Source organism: Paenibacillus sp. 4624 (assembly GCF_050435065.1).
GTDB classification, from domain to species: Bacteria; Bacillota; Bacilli; order Paenibacillales; family Paenibacillaceae; genus Paenibacillus; species Paenibacillus amylolyticus_D.
Genome location: NZ_JBNDJR010000006.1, coordinates 207,767 through 227,127 on the forward strand (window position 1 = coordinate 207,767; position 19,361 = coordinate 227,127).

14 protein-coding genes and 1 CRISPR repeat array are annotated in these 19,361 nt (G+C 46.8%); of the genes, 13 read left to right on the forward strand and 1 reads right to left on the reverse strand.

The window, feature by feature from the left end:
• The first annotated feature begins 487 nt into the window (after positions 1–487).
• Positions 488–2,929, forward strand: coding sequence for a glycoside hydrolase family 6 protein (locus ABIE27_RS15780; protein ID WP_429350925.1), 2,442 nt, complete (start codon positions 488–490; stop codon positions 2,927–2,929).
• Positions 2,930–3,850: 921 nt separating this feature from the next.
• Positions 3,851–6,208, forward strand: a complete 2,358-nt coding sequence (locus ABIE27_RS15785; protein ID WP_429350988.1) for a rhamnogalacturonan lyase — start codon at positions 3,851–3,853, stop codon at positions 6,206–6,208.
• 115 nt (positions 6,209–6,323) lie between these two features.
• Here the strand turns inward: ABIE27_RS15785 and ABIE27_RS15790 are convergent, their stop codons facing one another.
• Positions 6,324–6,947 carry a histidine phosphatase family protein gene (locus ABIE27_RS15790; RefSeq protein WP_123063051.1) on the reverse strand — a complete coding sequence of 208 codons (624 nt, stop codon included), beginning with the start codon at positions 6,945–6,947 and terminating at the stop codon, positions 6,324–6,326.
• 205 nt (positions 6,948–7,152) lie between these two features.
• On the opposite strand from ABIE27_RS15790, the gene ABIE27_RS15795 reads away from it, so the two are divergent.
• From ABIE27_RS15795 to ABIE27_RS15845, 11 genes are all read left to right on the forward strand, one after another.
• On the forward strand, positions 7,153–7,767 hold the full coding sequence (locus ABIE27_RS15795; RefSeq protein WP_123063052.1) for a Type 1 glutamine amidotransferase-like domain-containing protein: 615 nt from the start codon (positions 7,153–7,155) through the stop codon (positions 7,765–7,767).
• A gap of 79 nt (positions 7,768–7,846) precedes the next feature.
• Complete coding sequence (locus ABIE27_RS15800; protein ID WP_429350926.1) at positions 7,847–8,932, forward strand: AraC family transcriptional regulator; 1,086 nt, start codon at positions 7,847–7,849, stop codon at positions 8,930–8,932.
• Positions 8,933–9,221: 289 nt separating this feature from the next.
• The gene (licT, locus tag ABIE27_RS15805) at positions 9,222–10,073 is read left to right on the forward strand and encodes a BglG family transcription antiterminator LicT (protein ID WP_123063054.1); all 852 of its coding nucleotides are present in this window, start codon (positions 9,222–9,224) and stop codon (positions 10,071–10,073) included.
• A 197-nt stretch (positions 10,074–10,270) separates the two neighbouring features.
• The gene (locus ABIE27_RS15810; protein ID WP_123063055.1) at positions 10,271–12,214 is read left to right on the forward strand and encodes a beta-glucoside-specific PTS transporter subunit IIABC; all 1,944 of its coding nucleotides are present in this window, start codon (positions 10,271–10,273) and stop codon (positions 12,212–12,214) included.
• A gap of 27 nt (positions 12,215–12,241) precedes the next feature.
• Entirely contained in the window at positions 12,242–13,006 is a 765-nt protein-coding gene (locus tag ABIE27_RS15815) for a carbohydrate deacetylase (RefSeq protein ID WP_123063056.1), read from the forward strand.
• 222 nt (positions 13,007–13,228) lie between these two features.
• Complete coding sequence (locus tag ABIE27_RS15820; protein ID WP_429350927.1) at positions 13,229–14,734, forward strand: alpha-glucosidase/alpha-galactosidase; 1,506 nt, start codon at positions 13,229–13,231, stop codon at positions 14,732–14,734.
• Positions 14,735–15,000: 266 nt separating this feature from the next.
• On the forward strand, positions 15,001–15,228 hold the full coding sequence (locus tag ABIE27_RS15825; protein WP_429350928.1) for a hypothetical protein: 228 nt from the start codon (positions 15,001–15,003) through the stop codon (positions 15,226–15,228).
• Between the two features lie 128 nt (positions 15,229–15,356).
• Positions 15,357–16,127, forward strand: coding sequence for an amino acid ABC transporter substrate-binding protein (locus tag ABIE27_RS15830; protein ID WP_123063061.1), 771 nt, complete (start codon positions 15,357–15,359; stop codon positions 16,125–16,127).
• A gap of 174 nt (positions 16,128–16,301) precedes the next feature.
• A complete protein-coding gene (locus tag ABIE27_RS15835; protein WP_123063062.1) occupies positions 16,302–16,961 on the forward strand; it encodes an amino acid ABC transporter permease in 660 nt (219 codons plus the stop codon).
• 33 nt (positions 16,962–16,994) lie between these two features.
• Positions 16,995–17,750: an amino acid ABC transporter ATP-binding protein gene (locus ABIE27_RS15840; RefSeq protein ID WP_123063063.1), complete on the forward strand. Its 756-nt coding sequence runs from the start codon at positions 16,995–16,997 to the stop codon at positions 17,748–17,750.
• A gap of 214 nt (positions 17,751–17,964) precedes the next feature.
• Positions 17,965–18,339: direct repeats of the CRISPR family, unit length 33 nt; unit sequence GTCGCACTCCGTATGGAGTGTGTGGATTGAAAT.
• A gap of 638 nt (positions 18,340–18,977) precedes the next feature.
• Positions 18,978–19,349, forward strand: a complete 372-nt coding sequence (locus ABIE27_RS15845; protein ID WP_123063064.1) for a hypothetical protein — start codon at positions 18,978–18,980, stop codon at positions 19,347–19,349.
• The last annotated feature ends 12 nt before the right edge of the window (positions 19,350–19,361 follow it).

The following is a 19,361-nucleotide window of genomic DNA, read 5'->3' on the forward strand; positions in this document are numbered from 1 at the left end:
TTGTGCCGTAATGAGCTTTTTCTATTGCGACAGAGAGGAGCAAATTCCTTCTTTTTATGTGGAAAAAAATATAATTTAATTTATATAATTCAATTTACAGTAATATTTACATGTCGTATAATCACACTATAAGGAGGTGAACAAGGAGTCATACGCGAGATCAAACTTTTTTAAAGTTTAAATGGAAAGCGCTTACGCGAAGTTAGTTTGTATTCAACGTTCTCTTTACACTTTCAATCCCAAGAACCAGAATCAACTAAGCCACCACGTTCTACTCTCATGATTCTACCCCCTCACAAGCTCACACAGCAATTCTACTGAAAACACCCGACGTTTATTTGCTCTTTAACTTAAGCCCTTTTAATTATGGAGGTGACCCGAAACACCACACATTCTTTCATGCACTTTGTGCCATGCATCCTGCTTCTACACAGAGGAACAGCAGACATGAGTCGAGTCCAATCTTATCTAAGGGAAAGGTGGAACTATGAAGAAAACATTGAAAACTAAATCAAGAGGCCAGAAGTTGCTGCGTAAAGGTGTAAAACAAATGATGGCAGCTGCGCTGCTTGCAGCAGGGATCTTCCCTGGCATGTCTCCAGGTGTGACACAGGCAGCAGAGGCACATGTGAATAATCCGTTTGTCGGCGCTACGGCGTATCTTAATGAGGACTACTCTGCACTAGTGGATACCTCTATTGCACTCACCAGTGATGCTTCACTGAAAGCGAAGATGGAAACGGTAAAATCCTATCCTACCGCGGTATGGATTGACCGTATTGCAGCTATTTACGGTGGGGCCGAGAATGCTGGTCGCAAGAGCGTGGAAGAGCATCTGGATGCAGTTCTCGCTCAGAAGAAGCCAGGCGTACCTATTACAGCTTCCTTCGTTATCTATAACTTGCCGGGTCGGGACTGTCATGCCCTTGCATCTAACGGGGAGCTTCCTTTAACGCAAGCGGCTTTGCAGACGTATAAAACGGATTACATTGACGTGATCGCAGATATTTTTGCTGACCCCAAATATCAGGACATCCGCATTATCGCGATAATTGAGCCAGATAGTTTGCCTAACCTGGTAACCAATCTGAGCACACCAGCTTGTGGTCAAGCGGCTTCAACGGGGATTTATGAAGCTGGGATTAAATATACGCTCGACAAGCTCCATGCGATTCCGAACGTATACAACTATCTCGATATCGGTCACTCCGGCTGGCTCGGATGGGATAACAACCGTTCTGGAGCGGTCGCGCTCTATACCGATGTAGTGGGGGATACGCTTGGTGGGCTGAGCAGTGCAGATGGATTCATTACGAATACTGCCAATACCACACCACTGGCTGAACCAAACCTGACCAACCCGGATCTGAACATCGGTGGACAACCGATCCGTTCAGCGAAGTTCTATGAATGGAATCCGTACTTTGACGAAACCGATTTCACAGCAAAGTTGTATTCTGATTTCGTACAAGCAGGATGGCCAGCGAGCACAGGTTTCCTCATTGATACCAGCCGTAACGGATGGGGCGGGGTGAATCGTCCAGCTACAGCTACAGGCAGCAATATCAATGATTATGTGAATTCCGGTCGGGTGGATCGCCGGGAGCACCGGGGTAACTGGTGTAATGCAAGCGGAGCAGGTATCGGAGAAGCGCCTAAGGCGGCTCCAGGACCTGCGCATCTGGATGCCTATGTATGGGTGAAACCGCCAGGCGAATCCGATGGCTCCAGTTCTGAAATTCCGAACAATGAGGGTAAAGGCTTTGACCGGATGTGTGACCCAACGTATACAACGAAAGATGGAGTGCTGACTGGCGCATTGCCTAACGCACCGGTATCAGGTCACTGGTTCCATGATCAGTTCGTACAACTGGTGAAGAACTCCTTCCCTGTACTCTCTGAGAATGGTGGAGGTAACCCTCCAGGTGGAAATACAGCACCAGCCGCACCGGCATCTGTAACCGCTGCAGCTGGTAATGCTCAAGTGACGTTGACATGGGCGGCATCGACAGGTGCGACCAGTTATACGGTAAAACGTGCGCTGACGGCATCCGGTCCGTTTGTAACGGTTGCTGCCAATGTCAACGGAACAACCTACACCAACACGGGCTTGACGAATGGTACAACGTACTATTATGTCGTGACAGCAAGTAATGCGGCAGGCGAGAGTGTGAACTCTGCATCTGCTATGGCAACACCGGCAGCCGTTGCAACGGCTCCAGCGGCACCAACGGCGTTGACAGCAACAGCTGGCAATGCACAGGTGAGCCTGGCATGGACAGCCTCGGCAGGTGCGACCAGCTACAACGTGAAACGTGCGCTGACTGCTGCGGGTCCATTCACGACGATTGCATCCAATGTAACGGCAACGTCGTATATCAACACATCTCTCACCAATGGCACAACTTACTATTATGTGGTGAGTGCGGTGAATGCAGTTGGGCAAAGTGCTAATTCTGCGGTAGCTTCTGCGACACCAGCAGGTGTGGTTGTACCAACTAGTAATCTGGTGGTGCAATATCGTGCAGGGGATACGAATGCAACGGATAACCAGATCAGACCGTTGTTCAACATCAAAAACCTGGGTAGCACCGCAGTAAATCTGAGCGATTTGAAACTTCGTTATTATTTCACCAAAGAAGGTTCAGCGGCAATGGATTCAGCTATTGACTGGGCCGTGGTTGGCGCAGCGAACATTGACCGTACCTTTGGAGATGGATATGTTGAGCTGAGCTTCAAGTCCGGCGCAGGAAGCATTGCTGCGGGCGGGCAATCAGGAGATATTCAGCTTCGCATGTTCAAAACGGACTGGTCCAACTTTGACGAGAGCGATGACTATTCCTATGATCCAACCAAAACATCCTATCAGGATTGGGATAAAGTCACGCTCTATCAAGGCGGCAGCCTTGTATGGGGAATTGAGCCTTAAGGTTATATATTTGGTGATTTAGTGCTAAGGTACGTGTGAGTCTACGCACAACTTATCAAAACAGAGCTGTTTTCTGGTCATCCATTGACCGGAGGCAGCTCTGTTTTTTTCTAACGATCAAAAGAGAGCTTATTTGGCGAAAAAGAGGCATGATGAAATTCTAACGATCCGTAGCGACGCTATTTTGATGAATTTCGGTAGTTTTGATGGGATTTACCTCGTTTGGGGTGAAATAAGCTTACTGGTGATCGTTAGAATTCAAAAGTGGTTTAAAACGACTGAATAAGCTCCGTGGTGATCGTTAGCATTTATAGCATGAGCGAGTTTATGGAAAAAGCATAATTGGATGAATGAGCTTGGAGCGCTATCAGACGGTTGGGAAGAATGAGCTATAATGATCAGATTGTGGTAACTGTTCATATTCTATCGTGGCACACTTTGACCGAGATACACTGAATATTGATCGTTTTGCACGGATATTTGCCTTCGGTTAGGCAGTAAGGATGTCTATAATAGTACCCGATGGATGACAACTTTTGCTTCAAATGAAGTGAATAGAAGGGAAGGGGGATTGGAGAGACAAGAGAAAGCAGTACATCGGGCTAACTGGATTCTCTTTTGAACATTAGTTTTGTAAGCGTAATCATTTTTCCTTTGATGTATGACCATGCCTGACCATGACCTTAATATGAACACAAACACAAATATGAACATGAACATAATTCAGGCAGAAGTATCATTACCCATTCTAACCAGGGAGAGTGAAGGTTGATGATCTTAAGATCAGTAAACGGTACCGGTCATGAGTCCGGTTCAGACTTCCATACTAGCAGTACCATTAATTCAGACAGTCCCGGCAAAATCTCTTCCAGCAGTCCCAACAGTCGAAGCACTCGCAGCAAACGAACAAAACGATCGCGCATGCCTCTCGGGGCCAAAGTGCTCTCTTCTGCACTCAGCTTGGCTTTAATTCTTAGTGGAAATGCCGGAATCAGTGGAGCCGATGCATCCCAATCCCAATCTCAGGGGAATGGTGCTATGGAAGTAGGCATGTATGCCAAAGACAAAGGAGGCAGCCATGGGAAAGGTATTCAACTAGAGAAGCTGGATCGCGGGCTGGTAGCGGCTTCGACGTCCGAAGGTGTTTTTCTAAGCTGGAGATTACTTGGGGACGAGGCAACAGGTTACAACGACAAGGGGCTGACTGGGACGGATTTCAACGTTTATCGGAATGGCAAAAAAATTGCAACGGTCACAGACAGCACGAACTATGTGGACAACACAGGCAAGACATCCTCACGTTATGAAGTTGCCGCAGTGAATAGCAAAGGCAAAGAAAGCAAACGCAGCGCATCCGTTAAACCTTGGGCGAACGGGTATGTGGATATTCCTTTGCAAAAGCCGGCTGACGGTGTAACACCTGTAGGGGAAGCTTACACCTACAGTGCTAATGACATGAGTGTTGGTGATGTGGACGGGGATGGTCAGTACGAGTTTTTTGTGAAGTGGGACCCCTCCAATGCCAAGGACGTATCGCAAAAAGGATATACCGGCAACACCTACGTGGATTGTTATACGCTGGATGGACAACTGCTGTACCGGATCGATCTCGGGGTTAACATCCGTGCGGGAGCACATTATACGCAGATGCTTGTCTATGATTTTGATGGAGATGGCAAGGCTGAACTGATGTTCAAGACCGCTCCGGGCACGCAAATCATCAAGTACAACAAAAAGGGCAAACCAACCTCACAAAAGTATATCACACTGCCGAAGGAAGATCGCAAGGCCGGGGTGACACATCAGGACGATTATCGCCTCAGTGCAGAGGGGTACTATGACCATGTGGTCGATATGTTCCGTAACTGGCATAAACACGAAGAGGTTGTGAAAGGAAACTGGCCAGCGACACTGGAAGAGGCATTCGGGATTGAGAAGAAGTACAACTATCCGTTATCCCAGCAGGATGCGGAAAGCTTGGCTGATTATTTTATCGATATATACGCACCGCAGCGGAGCGCTCGCAATGAACTGCGCAAGTTTGAAGGGTTTATTGTGGACGGTCCGGAGTATATTACTGTGTTCGAGGGGAAGTCGGGAAAAGAATTACGGACTGTCCCGTATGAGCCGGAACGTCATGATGACGGTCTGATGTGGGGTGACTATGCGATGGCGCGCATTGAACCGGCAAACCGGGTTGATCGTTTCCTGGCGGGGGTTGCGTACCTGGATGGTAAGAAACCGTCTGCGATTTTTGCGCGTGGATATTACACTCGATCCACCATGGCTGCCTATAACTGGGATGGCAAGAAACTGAAAAAAGAGTGGATGGTAGACAGTGGCTGGACACCGATGAAAAATCCATTCAATGATGGGCCGCACGGTGTGGACGGCACAGACACGCAGTATGGTTCAATTACAACACAAGGCGCCCATTATTTCAGTGTGGCGGATGTAGACGGTGACGGCAAACAGGAGATCATCTATGGTTCGGCTACGATTGACCACGATGGTAGTGTGTTGTACAGTTCCACTGATGTGATGCCGCCCGAGAGTGCTGCACCGGGCACGATTGCCCGTCTGGGACACGGAGATGCACTGCATGTTGCGGATATCGACCCGGATCGCCCGGGACTGGAGATCTTTATGGTGCATGAGGGCGGACCTTGGGCGCCATATGGATATTCCCTGCGTGATGCGAAGACCGGAGAAGTGATTTATGGCGGATATACAGGCAAAGATACTGGACGTGGCATGGTCGGAGATGTCGATCTAACCCGACGCGGGCTGGAGACATGGGCTGTTGGATTATGGACGGCACAAGGCGAAAAAATAAGTGATCAGGCGCCCGGAACCAATATGAGTATTCGCTGGGCCGCCGACATGACCACCCAAATCGTAGACGGTGCCATCGATGTCACACCTACAATTAAAGACTGGACACGCGGCACAGTGCTGACTGCGACAGGAACCTTAACCAATAACCACACAAAAGGTACACCATCGCTGGTTGCCGATGTATTCGGAGACTGGCGTGAGGAGATGCTGGTGCGTACAGCCGACAGTTCAGCGATCCGCATCTATCTGAGCACCGAGAAAACAAATCGCAAGCTGTATACGCTCATGCATGATGCGATGTATCGTGTAGGCATTGCTGGACAGAACAGCGGGTATAACCAGCCTTCGTATCCTTCCTTCTACATGGCATCGGATATCGATTGGTCGAAGGTGACACTTCCAAACTTCTATACCCCTGGGAAAGGCAAAGGGGCTAAGTAAGACTGTCAGCTTAGATTAGAAAGAGAAATGATGTAAGCTAACCGCAAATAGCTCTGGAATTCGCTTCTGTGTAATGATAACGCAGAGACATTCCAGAGCTTTTTTGTACATCCAACTACTTCTCCAAGTTTTCGCTCAAGTGTGTTGCGGAAGCGAACGATTCCAGCGTATATTGACCGTCCTTAACCAGTAACTTGGTGATGGAACACTCGGGAACGAGACGTTTCTGTTCAACCAGGAAATTCGGATGCCATCGGTTCAGTTCTTGTTCGGCAAAGGTCTGCACCAGGAAATCGGTAATTAGACCGCCATGCGTAGCCAAAACAATATGACTGCCGGATGGCGCATGCGCAGCCAATTCGTCTAGCAAAGAGGCCAGCCGTGTACCTGCCTGTTTGGCGGAGTCACCAACATGTGGAATAAATTCAGGGTTTGCTGTACACTGGTCCCACAAGGCTACGAATTGTTCAAAGGTCTGCTTAGGATCATCACCCCAATTGGCTCGCTCACGCAAGCGTGCATCTTCCGAGACGTCAGACCCGGTAAGGGAAGCAATCGCTTCGGCGGTTTCCTGTGCTCTCCGGAGTGGACTCGCTATGATCCGGTGGATGGGATATGGAGCGTTCGAAAAATGCCGGGCGGTCAATTGAGCCTGACGGCTGCCTACAGAAGTAAGTGGCACGTCGCCAATATCACTTTTTTTGACACCATGTCTGACCAGATAAAAGGTTGTACTCATGACATGAAATCTCCTTCAACGGTGGATTTTGAGATGACATAATAATGATATGATGAGTTTACACTAAAAAGCTTATAGGAACTGAACTTCTCGATCCATTACAGGATTATGAATAGTTTAGATGTACTTTGGCATTGCTGCAATACACGCAGATTGCGTTTGCTTATTGCGAATGACTATCCATTACAATTTGGAGGATATCATGATGAAAAAATTGTTTTTGTCTTCTTCTTTTGTTGACACAGCAAGCTTGTTGAACACACTGGAAGCAACGTTAACCGGAAGAACCGTCACCTTTATTCCGACAGCCGCGGTTCCTGAGACATATGATGCATATGTTCATGCGGGCAGACAGGCCCTTGAGAAGTGGGGACTTATTGTACAAGAGTTGGAAGTATCCACGGCATCTTCTGAAGAAGTAGCAGCCAAGTTGCAACAAAGCGACCTAATCTATGTGTCGGGTGGCAATACCTTTTTCCTGTTACAGGAGCTTCGCAGAAGCGGGGCAGCCAAGTGGATTCAGGCTCACATTCAAGAGGGGAAAATGTATATCGGAGAGTCGGCAGGTTCCATCATTCTCGCCCCTGATATTGCATATGTGAAGGCCATGGATGATTGCGCTGCAGCACCAGACTTGTCCAGTTACGAAGGGCTGAATGCCATTGATTTTTATCCCGTGCCGCATGTGGGTTGCGCCCCATTCGTAGAGTCAGCAGCTCAGGTTATGGATGAGTATCAGTCCACATTGCCTCTCGTGCCTATAACGAACTCCCAGGTTATTATCATGGATGGAGAGCAGTACCGGATTAGTAACATTTAACGTCGATTTAAATGATCTTTATTCAAAATAGAGCGAATACATCTGCATGCCATATCGCGCTTGAAGGGAGGTTGTAGGGATGGGAACGGGATCGGATCATACACAATCCTTTTCGGGCAGCCTTTTTCAGGAACGCCTTCGAACCGAAGACTGGGGGCCGCGTTTTTTCGCTTATTATTACAAACAATGGGATGATTATCAGATGTCCTACCACACTCATGATTCCACAGAAATTATGTACATCATTACGGGCATGTGCCGGGTGGATGTGATGATGGCAGACGGAAGCTCGGAACAGGCGGTGTTGAAAAAAGGACAGTTCATCCTGCTGGATGCAAGGGTTCCCCATCGGCTGTTGGTGCAGGACGGCGTGCCGTGTCGGATGCTCAATGTTGAATTCGGTTTTTCGCGTACTGCATCTGGACAACTTACCCTAAGACAGCTTGCGCTGGAAGAGGATACGGTTCATACTTTTCTGATTCATGCGATGCCTTATCTTGTATTGCCTGACCCGGAAGAGGTGTATTACACGATGAAAAGCCTGGTACTTGAGCTGGATCAGCGTGGTCTGATGGAACAGAGGCAGAGACAGGAGCAAGCACCGGCACAGGAACAATCGCAAGAGCGAACGAAGTCTGGGCTTTCTCCTGTACACATGGGAGTGATTCCCGCCGAAGAGCGCACACTTCATCGTGAAGCCCGAAACCTGACATCGCCCGAGCAGGGAACGCTGGTACGAACCCTTTTTATCCAATTAATTGTTCGAATTGCAAGGTTGCGCGGCGAGATGGAACGAAGTGCATTGGATCAGACAGAGCTCTATGTCAAACGTACGATTGAATTCATGCATCACAATATGGATCGCAGTATTCAGATGAAGGATATGGCGGCAGCAGTCAATTTACATCCAGGGTATCTGCACCGCATCTTCCGTAATTACATGCAATGGACTCCGACTGACTATCTGACGATGCTACGGATGGAGAAGGCCAAGATGTTGCTACAGCAGACCAATATTCCCATCTCTGAGATTTCAGACTATGTGGGTGTGGGCAGTCGGCAGTATTTTCATATGCTGTTCAAAAAATATACGGGGAAGACGCCTGTTCAGTACCGGGATTCCATGGAGCGAATACAGTGGAGCTATCCGGAGGAATCGGAGTAGCAGCAGACAGCCGGGCTGGAACAGGAGGGTAGAAACTAACTGTTGAACTGAAAGGGCATTCATGATATCCTTTGTTCAGAAGTAACCAATTTGTCGATAATGCATTACTTAATTTAATATACTCAGGATTGTGACTGTTCGGCAGGCGATACCTAAATTGTTTGTAGTAAACATGAGTTGTGCATGTTACTGCTTCAATTTAGGTTTTTTTTATAGGAAGTTTTGATTTTTTGAAGAATTTTATGGAATATTAACGGGACGAGCATGTGATGAGTGGGGGGTGATGCAGATGAAGATTAGGAAAATATTTAATAACAATGTGATTTTACTGACAGATGATAACGGGCACGAAATGATCGTGATGGGAAAAGGGATCGGGTATAACAAACATAACAGTGATGTTATCGACTTTTCGCAAGTGGAGAAAAAGTTTGTCGTTGAAAAAGCAACGTCTGACAAACTGATGGGGCTGATTGGTGAGATTCCAACCGAACATCTGGAGTTGTCGAATGAAATTATTGAATATGCGGAACAACAGCTTGCCCTCAAATTCAGTGACAACATCTACATCACCCTGACGGATCATATCAGTTTTGCACTGAGAAGGTTTCCTGAGGGCATCATTGTAAAGAATGCTTTGCTGTGGGAGATCAAAAAATTCTATGCAGCCGAATATGAGGTTGCCCTAAAGGCGCTCCATATTATTGAGCAGAAAACAGGTGTGAAGCTGCCGGAGGATGAGGCGGGTTCCATTGCTCTTCATTTTGTGAATGCACAGCAGCGTGGGCAGGATATGAAACAAACCTATCAGATGACGAAGATTGTTAACGATCTAGCGAACATTGTGAAATACCATTTTGGAATCAAACTGGACGAAAACTCGATTAATTACAGCCGTTTCCTCACACATTTGCGATATTTTGCGTACCGAATTCTTCATGATGAGTTGATTCCGGAGGATAGGGATTCTTTATACGATCATGTAAAGGACAAGTACCCCGAATCGTACGCGTGCGCGAAAAAAATTAGAAACTATCTGGAGATTAACTACGAGAAGAAAACAACGAATGAGGAAATGGTTTATTTCATGATCCACATTCACCGGGTCACGAACCGTGAGCATGATTTGGCGGAAGAATGAAGGAATACTTATACAAACTTATACATTAGGGATTGTGACTGTTCGGCAGGCGAAACCTGAACTGAGGCTTGTGTATTGACTAAGGTCAGTAGACGAGCTTCAGTTCAGGTTTTTATTTTGTCATCGTAGTATGTCATGCGAATGCATGAAGTGAAGATCTGAATTGTAGTGATTATTCAAAGTATGGGGGGAACAACATGGATCATCTCAAATTAGCTCAAAACATTGTAGATCGCGTTGGAGGAAGGGAGAACATTCAATCGCTGACTCACTGCGCTACCCGTTTACGATTTGTCTTGAACGATAACCGGAAAGCCGATGCAGACACACTCGAAAACACAGCAGGTATCCTGAAGGTGGTTGAAAGCGGCGGACAATTTCAGGTTGTTGTAGGCAATGACGTGTCGGAGGTGTACAAACATATCGTTGCAGAAGGGGATTTCGATGGAGCAGGTTCAGGTGCAAGCTCTGAAAAAGAAAAGAAGAGCATTCGTTCAGCTATCTTTGGCTTGATATCGGGCAGCCTAACGCCATTAATCCCGGTATTTGCCGGAGCGGGCCTGGTCAAGGCGCTGTTAATCGTTCTTGAAAGAGCAGGATGGATTGCTGTGGATAGTGGAACGTATGCCATATTAGCTGCGGCTGGGAACTCTATCTTTTATTTCTTGCCGATTCTACTTGGGATCACGATTGCTAAAGTTCTGAACGTGAACTCCTATGTGGCAGCAGCGATCGGCGCTGCATTAATGGAGCCGAATTTTACGGCTTTGACAGCAGCAGGAAATACAACTCATTTTCTAGGCATTCCTGTATCGCTAATGAACTACGCTTCGTCGGTCTTTCCGATGTTTATCGCCGTTAGCATCTACGCGGTTCTGGAGAAGTTTTTGAAGAAGATCATGCACAAAAATGTGCAGTTGTTCGCCGTCCCGTTCTTCTCCCTTGTCATTATGGTACCGCTCACGGCCATGTTGATTGGTCCATTCGGGCAGTACGTAGGTCAGTGGATTGGGGATATCGTTAATTTCCTCATTAACAGCAACTCTGTCATCGCCGGAATTATTCTGGGGGGAACATGGTCCTTCCTTGTATTGCTTGGATTGCACTGGGCGACGGTGCCTATTATTATGGGGAATCTGAGCGCTGGCGGAGATCTTATTGCACCTCTTGCGGCAACATCTGTAGCGGCTTCGATGGGGATTGGTCTCGGGGTATTCCTGAAAACAAAGGATAAAGATCTTAAGGCGTTGAGCGGTTCATCTTTCCTTTCTGCTATCCTGTCCGGGGTTACTGAACCTATTCTGTATGGTATCATTCTGCGTTATCGCAAAACACTCATTTATTTGGTAGCTGCTGGAGCCATTGCTGGTGGTCTGATGGGATATCTCGGCGTGAAGCTGATTGTATTCAATTTCTTCCTTAATGTGTTCACACTGCCGGCCCAGAGTCCAATGTTGTATTACATTTTTGGTGTGTTGACTGCGATTGCGGGCGGAGCCTTGTGTGTGGTGCTGTTTGGCTACGAAAGTAAGAAAAATGATCAGGTTGCTGAAGGTCCTAAGGTACAGCAAGACGAGAATAACCCAATCGAAAGTAAAAGTGAAAGTGACCAGCAATCAGCATCTGGATCATCTACGGGGAAAATAGAACAAAACGCTGCCGGAATCGATACGAACGTAGCGATGGAAAGCCTGATTACAAGTCCACTCGAAGGCAAAGTGATTCCGCTTCATGACGTGGAGGATGTCGTATTTTCCTCGGAGTCAATGGGGAAGGGCGTAGCCATCATTCCGTCCAAAGGTCAGCTGGTCTCCCCGGTAGACGGGGTTGTGTCGGTCACGATGAAAAGTGCACATGCCATCGCAGTCACCTCGGATGAAGGCGTCGAAATTCTCATGCATATCGGTATAGATACGGTGAGATTAAAAGGGCAGTATTTTACTCAGAAGGTTCAGCAAGGGAACCGAATCCGTAAGGGAGAGGTACTGATTGAATTTGATATGGATCAGATCCGGAACGAAGGCTTTAAGCTGACCACGCCAATTGTGGTGACGAACTCCGATCAATTCCGCGTCATTACGCCGTTGATGTCAGAAGGAACGGTTGCTGTCACAGAGGAACTAATATCTGTTCGATCCTAACATAGAATCAGAGAGGGGAAGAGCAAGATGAAGCTGATTGTTAATGCAGATGATTATGGCATCACCATGAGAGTAAGCGAAGGCATTCTACATGGAATGAAACTGGGTCTGATTACAGATACCTCCGCATTGGTGAACTCGGTACATTTTGAAAAGAGTAGTATCATGGCCCTTGAAGCGGGCATTACGGCTATGGGGGTTCATCTGAACCTGACGTTCATGACCCCAGTGCTGGAAGCCTCGGCTGTTCAGAGTATTGTGAATGAATCAGGCCATTTCTATCGAAAACCTGGACTTATTCCTTCGACCTATGATCCTGGAGAAGTACGAGCAGAGTTGAAGGCACAGATCGAGAAGTTTCTCGCTTCCGGGCTAACGTTGAATCATCTGGATACTCATCATGGAGTGAGTGTGAAAGATGCACAAATGTTTGATTTGGTCATGGAACTGGCCCGGGAATATAACGTTCCCATGCGAAGAGATGACCTCTTATCTCGCGAGTTGGAGGGGAAGCTTATGGATGCGGGGATTCGGTCTACGGATATATTGTGTGGTGATCCAGCTATGTCTTCGCTTCAGGAACCATGGCTGCGCGGGGTACTGGATCAGTATAAGGATACAGAAGATATCGTTGAGATAGCTGGACATCCGGGTTATGCGGATGATGAACTGCGAAGCATCTCATCTCTAGTAGATGAGCGTGAGCACGATCTTGCGGTACTGGTCAATCCAGCGCTACGGGAATATGTGACAGAACAAGGTATTGAGCTCATTAGTTACAGCCAGTTGTAGTGGAGGTTTGCGGGCTGCATCGTTTCAGAGTTTAGCAGATATTCATGAAAGTGTAAGAGGGTACAAGAAAGTATGAGAAGACATAAGTTAGGATTTTTGACACCTTTCCTCTGAACAGGTCATGATTTTGATAACGCTCTCCGTAGCTCTGTTGTTACAATGAACCCATGAAGCAAGTCATTAACCGAAGCCGGAAGGTTCGGATTACGGGAGGACATGTACATGTCGTTCAAAGTGGCGTTTATCGGGGCGGGCAGCATTGGTTTTACAAGGGGATTGTTGCGTGATCTGCTCACTGTATCGGAATTTAATAACATTGAGATCGCATTCTGCGATATTAATCAGCATAATCTCGACATGGTCACCGAGCTGTGCCAGCGGGATATCCGAGAGAACGGATTGAATATTCAGATTCAGCCGACAACCGATCGGAGAGAAGCGTTGAAAGACGCCAAGTATGTTCTGTGTACGATTCGTGTAGGGGGACTGGAAGCTTTTGCAACCGATGTCGATATTCCGCTCAAATACGGGGTGGATCAATGTGTTGGGGATACGCTGTGTGCAGGCGGCATTATGTATGGACAGCGCGGGATTGCCGAGATGCTTGAGATCTGCAAAGATATTCGCGAACAGAGTGCGCCGGATGTGTTGCTCTTGAATTACTCGAATCCAATGGCAATGCTGACATGGGCTTGTAACAAATACGGTGGTGTGCGCACGATCGGGTTATGTCACGGCGTTCAGCATGGACATCAACAGATTGCGGAAGTGTATGGACTGCAAAAGAGTGAAGTGGATATTATCTGTGCAGGTATCAATCATCAGACATGGTATATTCAGGCGTCCCACAAAGGCAAGGATCTTACGGGTGGATTGCTGGAAGCTTTTGAGAAGCATCCCGAGTACAGCCGTACGGAGAAAGTTCGGATCGATATGTTGCGTCGCTTTGGTTATTACAGTACTGAATCCAATGGTCACTTAAGTGAATATGTGCCATGGTATCGCAAACGTCCTGAAGAGATTAATGACTGGATTGACATGGGAAGCTGGATTAACGGTGAAACGGGTGGATATCTGCGCGTGTGTACCGAGGGGCGCAACTGGTTCGAAACGGATTTTCCAAACTGGATGAAGGATGATCCGATGCAGTATTTACCAGAGAAACGCGGCGAAGAGCACGGCTCTTATATCATAGAGAGCCTGGAGACAGGACGTGTGTATCGTGGTCATTTTAACACCGTGAACAACGGGGTGATCTCCAACTTGCCGGATGATGCCATCATTGAAGCACCGGGTTATGTAGATCGTAACGGCATCTCGATGCCGCATATCGGTGATCTGCCTCTGGGCCCAGCGGCGGTGTGTAATGTAAGCATATCCGTGCAACGTCTGGCGGTGGAAGCGGCAGTGCATGGGGACGACAAGCTGCTGCGACAGGCATTTATGATGGACCCGCTGGTAGGCGCGGTTTGTAATCCGAAGGAAATCTGGCAGATGGTCGATGAGATGCTGGTTGCACAGGCGAAGTGGTTGCCACAGTACAGTGATGCGATTAAAGCTGCAGAAGTGAGACTTGCTACAGGTGATCTTATTCCAACCAAGGCTTACGAAGGTGCTGCGCGTCTGAAGGTCAAAACGGTAGAAGAGATGCAGCAAGATCGGGAGGCCGCGAATAAAAACGCAGGTGAGTCCGATAAAGGCAAGGATCGCGAGAAAGTACAGCAGTAGAGAGTGCAGGAATAGTAGAACAACAGTGAAAAGTGTAAAAATTCCGACATCATAAGCTAATAAAGATGATAAGCTTGATGGAAATGACAGCATGAATGTGGCAGTAATAAAAGCTTGGTAATCTGACTTAAATTCCAGAGAGAATAAAGCGGAAAAGAAGAGTAAATGAGGACGGAGCAGCAATGAGGCTGCTTCGTCTTTTTGTTTTTTTGGATTGCAGGGGAATTTAGAATAGAGGAACAAAGGTTTAGAGAAAAAAAATACTCGTGTATAACGCACTTGCAAACTTTGTACTGATTGATAATCTGGAGCAGGTTTTCTACCAATTGAAGGACACACGGGTTGTATTTGAACGTAAGCTTGCGCAGGAGCGGGTTGGAACAGAGCTTAAAGCGCTGCAAAAGCCGGAGCGTTGGAATTCTGTTGTACGCGAGAAGCTGGTGGAACCGGCTGGGGTGCAGGCTTTATTTTCACAAATTGTTGACAATTCTTAGGGTTGAATTCGCTGGAAATGAGCAAGATGCTCGACTCTTATCTCATGCTATGTTATTATAAGTCTCTGATAACGTGGTAACGAACTAAAGCGTTTGAGCTTGGTCATAGACATGGAGGGGTACGAGAGATGAGAAAGAAAGCAATTCTACTATTATTTATCAGCATATGTATGATCATTATGGCGGGCTGTTCCAGCTCCGCAAATAAAGATGAGAACACCATCATTGTAGGGATCGACGATAAGTTTGCTCCAATGGGATTCCGGGATGAGAAGAATGAAATTGTCGGGTTTGACATTGATTATGCCCGTGCAGCTGCGGAGAAAATGGGTAAAAAGGTAACTTTCCAGCCGATCGACTGGTCTTCCAAAGAGTCGGAGCTGAACAGCGGCCGGATCGATATGATCTGGAACGGATATACGATTACAGATGAGCGCAAAGAGAAAGTGCTTTTCACGAAGCCTTATCTGGAGAACAGTCAGGTTGCAATTACTCTGGCAGACTCCCCGATTACCAAGCTGGACGAGCTGGACGGCAAAAATGTAGGATTGCAGGCCTTGTCCTCAGCGGCAGATGCGCTGGCGGCAAGTCCTCTGAAGGATAAAGTTAAAGCTTCCGAATTCAAAGATAATGTACTGGCGCTGACTGATCTGAAAACGAAACGTCTGGACGCAGTCATCATTGATGAAGTGGTCGCAAGATATTACATGTCGAAGGAAGAAGGAACCTTCAAATTGCTGGATGAATCACTGGCGCCAGAGCAATATGGCATCGGGATCAAAAAAGGCAATGAAGAACTTCTCAATCAGTTGCAAAAAGCGCTGGATGAGCTGAATGCGGACGGCCAAGCCGCTGAAATCTCTAAGAAATGGCTTGGTGAAGACAAGGTTCTGAAGTAAGAAATGAATTGGTGAATTTGAAAGCAGCCAGGTGAAATACGCCTGACAAATAATGATGTGGGATTTTTCCCAGTTGGGAAGACAATACTCACGAAAACGACGACCCCGTATTCCATGCTGGAGCGATATGCTTCCAAGGAGTGCGGGGTTAACAGATTAGAGGAGAACTAATTCATGAATTGGGACTATATTTCAACGATTATAAAACCGATGCTGGAAGGTGCACAAACGACGATTTTCTTATTTCTGCTTGCGATTGTGCTATCGGTACCCCTAGGATTCGCGGTAACGTTAGCGATGCGGAGCCAGTTCAAACCGCTGGCGTGGATTGCGCACACATACGTCTATGTGATGCGTGGGACACCGTTACTTTTGCAAGTATTATTTTTCTGTTTCGGCCTTCCATTACTTCCGGTCATCGGGGAGTATCTGGTCTTTGATCGTTTCATTGCAGCGGCTATCGCATTTATTCTGAACTATGCAGCTTACTTTGCAGAAATCTTCCGGGGCGGATTGTTGTCGATTGATAAAGGGCAGCATGAAGCGGCTAAAGTGCTTGGACTCACGAAGTGGCAGACGATGACAAAAGTTATCATTCCACAGATGGTGAGGGTGGTGCTTCCGGCCACAGCGAACGAGGCAATTACGCTGGTTAAAGATACGGCATTGCTCTACGCTGTAGCTGTACCCGAGTTGCTCTATTATGCGCAAGCCGCAGTGAATCGGGATTTGCAACTCATTCCATTTTTCGTAGCGGCAATTATGTATTTGCTTATGACTCTGGTGCTTACCTTATTATTCAAGGTTCTGGAGAAGCGTTTTTCGCATGAATAAATCAAATCTGTTCAATCAAAGGACTGTCTGCATATGACCTATAGTATAGAAGTAAATCAGTTGAAAAAATCATTTGGCACACTGGATGTGCTGAAACAAGTCTCTTTTAACGTGGCTCCAGGTGAAGTGATTGCGGTAATTGGACCTTCAGGTTCGGGGAAAAGCACGATGTTGCGCAGCTTAATCCACCTGGAAGATGTTACGGGCGGAACGATTCGCATTCAGAATCAGTCGCTGGTGGATGATGGGCGGTACGCAGGTGCTACCGAGATTCGGAAGATTACCGATCGTATGGGCATGGTGTTTCAGCATTTTAACTTGTTCCCGCATCTGACTGTACAGGCGAACCTTGAACTTGCACCGAAGACATTGAAAAAAGAGAGCATCAAGGCGATTCGCAGCCGCAGCATGGAGTTACTTGCCAAAGTCGGACTGTCTGACAAGGCCGATGCTTATCCGGCCAATTTGTCCGGTGGACAGAAGCAGCGCGTAGCGATTGCCCGCGCCCTGATGATGCAGCCAGATATCCTGCTCTTTGATGAGCCAACCTCGGCTCTCGACCCGGAGCTGACGGGAGAAGTGCTTCGTGTCATCAAGCAACTGGCGCAGGAAAACATGACGATGATGATTGTCACGCACGAGATGAGCTTTGCTCGTGATGTTGCGGATCGTGTCTTCTTCATGGACAATGGCGAAATTGCCGAGCAAGGCCCGCCAGATCAACTCTTCGGTGCACCAAAGCTCGCACGTACCCAGACGTTTTTGAAACGAGTGGATATGGAAGAGTAACGGTGGAGCGTGATTTAAAACAGGTGCGAGTGCCAAGCTCCCATGAAATCCCTGGGAGATTCGCACCTGACAATAGGTTAATTTGATACCTTTTGGCAAATGACCTTGAATATTTTAAGGGTTTTATATTAAGATGAAACTAATTAATAGATGAATTAAACGAGAACACGTAATAAAGTATACAATCTATGCTTTTATTACGTGTTTTTTTGCTGTCGCACTCCGTATGGAGTGTGTGGATTGAAATTTTGTACAGGCAATGACATTAATAGCAAACGAGTACGTCGCACTCCGTATGGAGTGTGTGGATTGAAATAAAGTTGGCGACCTGATCCGTAAGGCGAAAAAGGGGTCGCACTCCGTATGGAGTGTGTGGATTGAAATAAGGTAGTTGCAAGTGGTATCCAGACACTGCTTAAGTCGCACTCCGTATGGAGTGTGTGGATTGAAATCTTGAAGGAAATCGTACGTCAGCTGACGCCCACTAGTCGCACTCCGTATGGAGTGTGTGGATTGAAATTTGCCTTATGAACAACTTGCCTCCTTCGGTGTATGGTCGCACTCCGTATGGAGTGCGTGGATTGAAATTCAAATAGAAAATCATGTGCGTAAAATATTTCGAGTCGCACTCGTATGGAGTGCGTGGATTGAAATGATCGTATTGATAAGGAATCCAACCATAGCGCTAGGTCGCACTCTGTATGGAGTGTGTGGATTGAAATCATTTGTAAACACGATAAGTCATAATAGGGGAGTAGTCGCACTCCTTCTGGAGTACCTGGATTGAACTCTGATTTTCTCGACTTGCACCTAACACGCTAACGATCACAGAGAAGCTTATTTTGTCGTTTCGGCGACCTTTGGAATTCTAACGATCACCACAAGCGCTATTTGGGCTGAAACCCTCAAAATGTAGCGTAAATCGCTGTATTTCAAGTAAATAAGCTTTCTGGTGATCGTTAGATTTTATAAATGCCTAAAATAGGCTGAATAGCGTCGCTGGTGATCGTTAGAATCTGGCAAACCGGAGACCGCCCAAACTAGTGTGCATTTAGAACGAAACTTTCTCCATAGGTAATATGTGTAGAGAAACCTCGATTTCATATGATTTTCCCGACAGACACGCACCACCATTTTTGATAAAACTGTGAGCCAGTTGGTTCATGCAGTCTATCGTGTTATAGTTTTGACTGTGGGTGTATTCTACATATTAGGAGTACGATCAATATGCTACTTATTACTAGAAAATTGATAAATCGACTAAGCGAACCTTACAAAGAAGCAGATATGCTGGCCTGTTATGTTACGTCACAAGCGATTTCCTCAACGACATCTCGAGCTATATTGCTGATCAATCATGACGTGCTTAAAATTTTGTTCCTCAATTTATTTTCTTCCAAAGTTGTTCAAATGGTTCGAATACCACTTTCAGATCTGGAGCAACAGCGACTCAAATCCGGGGTTTCGTTGGCGTCGATATGGTCATTTCAGTCTCATGGTATACATTATCGGTTTAGCATCATCAAAAAAATGCTTACGCTTGGCTCCATGCAAGCAGAGTTTCTACAGTTTATTGATGAACATGTTGTGAGAGCCTGACGATAAGTATAG